At 56.5% G+C, this 3,706-nt stretch carries 1 protein-coding gene; it reads left to right on the forward strand.

The genetic code is table 11. From position 1 onward, the window contains the following. Positions 1-58: 58 nt before the first annotated feature. On the forward strand, positions 59-3,706 hold a 3,648-nt coding region (locus IQ209_RS17690; protein ID WP_339378917.1), incomplete at its 3' end, for an RHS repeat-associated core domain-containing protein.

Here is a 3,706-nt window from a genome sequence, read left to right on the forward strand (position 1 = left end):
CGCAGCAGCCAGCTCGGCCGTCACGGATTTTATCGACAGCTTCGGTTCACCGGACGGGGTGTTGAGTCGTGGTTCCAGTAACGTCATCATTGAAGGAAAACCTGCGGCACGCGCCACCATTGATATGGCGGCTTGCAGCAAACACCCGGCACCGCCCCTGATAGCCCAGGGCAGTGAATCCGTGTTTATCAACGGTCAGCCTGCGGCGCGGGTCGGCGACAAGCTGGTCTGTGGTGCTGCCATCAAAGGCGGCGCGAGCAAGGTCTTTATCGGCTCCGGTCAGGGGACTTACCTTGAGATTGAAGAAGAGTTCTCCGGCTGGCAACGGGCGTTACTGGTGGCGGTGGAATTTCTGGTGCCGCCGACACGCGGGCTGCTCAAAGGCGTGGGTAAACTGCTGACCAAAACCGGCCGGCAGGCGGTGCTGGTTGGTGCAAAACTGGGGGCTAAAAAAGCTGGTCATGCCCTGAAGGGCAGGCTGATTTGTGCCAAAGCCGCGTTTAAGGCCAATAAAGGGGTTAAACGTTTCACTCAGGCCACCAAAAAATTCTTCACAGGCGACCCGATAAACGTGACCACCGGCAGCCTGTTTGACCAGCGCACCGAGTTTGAATTGGGACAAACGATACCGCTGACCTTTACCCGCAGCTGGTCACCGGGATTGCGGGGCCTGCCTGGCGAAAACTGGCTGGACAATTTCTCCGAGGCCGTGATAGCCATCGGCGACCGAGTAGAAGTCCTGACGCTGGAAGGCGCTTCCCTGTATTTCGCCCTGCCTCGGAGCGTTGACCACAGTATCAACCCGGATCACCCGGAATTTACGCTGAGCCGTCAAAAACAGGGCTTTGTCCTGACCGAGCGCAATAATCCGGTTCGCAAATACTTCACCCGGTTAGCACTCACAGAAGAGAAGACGGTACAACGCTGGTTACTCACTGAACACCGTGATCGCAATGGCAATGCCGTGCGTTTTCGCTATAACGACACACATCAACTGGACAAAGTCACCCACAGCGATGGGCCGGAACTGCGGCTGTGCTACCGTGAAGATGGCCTGCTGGCCGACATTCGCCGCATTGACAATGACCTGAATGACGTGATGGCACGCTATGGCTATCACGAGAATAGCCGGCTGGCAGAAGCAGACAGCACCCAGCAATTTCACCTGTTCTATGACTATAACGAACAGGGACTGATTAGCCGCTGGTCGGATGGTGACCAGACGGCAGTTGATTATACCTACGATGCGCAGGGTCGTTGCATCCACAGTGTGGGCAGTGGCGGGTTCTACCCGGTGCAACTGGCCTATGAGCCGGGTATCACCCGTTCCACCACGCCGCAAGGCCATACCACCACCTGGCATTACAACGACCAGCAGCAGGTAACACAGGTTGAAACACCCTGTGGTCACGTTACGCGCTATGATTATGATGAATGGGGTAACCTGCGCCACCAGATTTTACCGGAAGGACAAACCCTGACGTTAGATTATCTGGCGGATACCGGGCTGGTGACGGCATTTACCGATGCCACCGGTGCAACATGGCAATACCACTATGATGACACTGACCGCCTGATTAGCATGACCGATCCCCTCGGTCGTGTTTGGTGGCAGCAATACGATGACAATGGCAATGCGGCCTGCTTTATTGCCCCCGATGGCAGCAAAACCACGCTGACGCATAATGAATTCGGCTTGGTTATCGCGGCGGAAGATGATGAAGGGCATAAACGCACATGGGAATATGACCACCATCATCGCCTGAGCAAACTGTTTGATGAAGAGAACCGCAGCTTGCGATTGGGCTACGACAGCCATGACCGTTTACAGCGACTGGCCTCGGGGGGCGGCGCACTGTGGCTGTGGGAATACGATCGCCATCATCGGGTGGCGTTAAGCGATCGGCCGAACAACAGCCTGGAGCGTTTTCGCCATGACCGCCACGGTAACCTGACTGAGTGGACGGATGCGCGGGGTGTGCAATGGTATATCGAATATGGCCCGTTTGATCTGCCCGTAGGACGTGTGGATGGGGAAGGCCATCGCTGGCAGTACCGTTATGATCCTGACAGCCTGCAACTGGTTGAAGTCATTAATCCGCAGGGCGAAAGCTACCGTTATACACTGGATGCGGACGGGCGGGTGATCACCGAAACCGACTATGCCGGCACGCAGTGGCGCTATGCCTATGACGGCAACGGCAACTGTATCGAAAAACGCGATGCGCTGGGTAACATCACGCGTTTTGAATATGATGCCGCCAGCCGTATGACGGCCATGCACACCCCGGAAGGCACGACCACCTATGGTTACGATATTCTGGGACGTTTGCTGGCAGTGGTTGCCCCTGACAGTGCGCCGCTGACGTTCGAATACGATGATAAAGACCGCATCATCAAAGAAACGCAGGCACACGGTGATATTCAGCGTGATTATCCGGACAGCGCGACCGTTGCAAGAACGCTTCATTCCATTGATGGTCATCTCTGGCAGGTGAAGACCGAAGCCAACAACGTCGGAGAGCTTAAGCGGTTCAATATCAATGGGGAACATACCCTCCAGCTTGAACGGGATGAAGACGGGCATGAATGGCACCGCCAGTCGGATAAAGGCTTTATCCTGCGCCAGGAACATTCCCTGATGGGACAACTGACCGCTCAGCGGGCCGGGCGCAATACCGAGTTCTTTGCCGCCCATGAAGTGGCGGATATTCCGCAGCCGACCCTGGCGGGGCTGGACCGGGAATATCGTTACGATGCGGCGCTCAATCTGGTGGTGGCCAATGATGAACGGCAGTGGCTGCGTTATGTGGTCAATGGCAACGGGCAGGTCACTTCGGTCAGTGACCGGGATCGTTTGCGGGAGCATTATCAATATGATAGTTCGGGCTATCCTGCGCGTCGTTTTGATGGCTTGCACGACATTGACGGGGAACGGCTCTACCAGCAGGGGCACCGGTTACGGCAAGTTGGTCAGCACCTGTTTGAGTATGATGATGCCGGGCGGATGACCGCGATGCAGTTGTGGCAGGAAGACCACCGTCCGCAGCTCACCAAGTTCCGCTGGAACAGCCAGAACCAGCTTATCGGGGTACAGACACCGGGCGGGCAGCAGTGGGACTATCGCTATGATGCCTTTGGGCGGCGCACCGAGAAAGTGTGTAAACAGTCGGGCGAGCGTACCACTTACCTGTGGGACGGCGATGTGCCGGCCGAAATTCGGGAATACCGGCACAACCGCTTGCACTGCATCCGCCATCTGGTGTTCGACGGCTGGCAGTTGCTGGCGCAACAGGTGCAGTTCTTCACCCCGAACCCGGAAAACCGCAGCGAACTGCGGGCCGGAAAAGTGCAGACGCAATATGCCGTGTGCGCCCCGACCGGCGAGCCACTGGCGCTGTTTGATGAAGCGGGGCACCGGGTCTGGCGCCAGCCGCCGCAAAGCCTGTATGGGTTGCGGCTGGGCATGCGGGGTGAAAATGCCGACTTCAATCCGGGCTTACAATATGCGGGCCAGTGGCTGGATGAAGAGAGCGGGCTGGTCTACAATCGTCACAGATATTTTTCACCGGTTGCCAGTTGTTATCTGACGCCAGACCCGTTGGGACTGGCAGGCGGGTTTAACCCGTATTCTTATGTGTATAATCCGACGGGACTTATAGATCCATTCGGATTAGCTGGTGAAAATATATTTATTCACTACACA

The sequence above is a fragment of the Xenorhabdus sp. BG5 genome (assembly GCF_015163665.1).
GTDB lineage: Bacteria > Pseudomonadota > Gammaproteobacteria > Enterobacterales > Enterobacteriaceae > Xenorhabdus.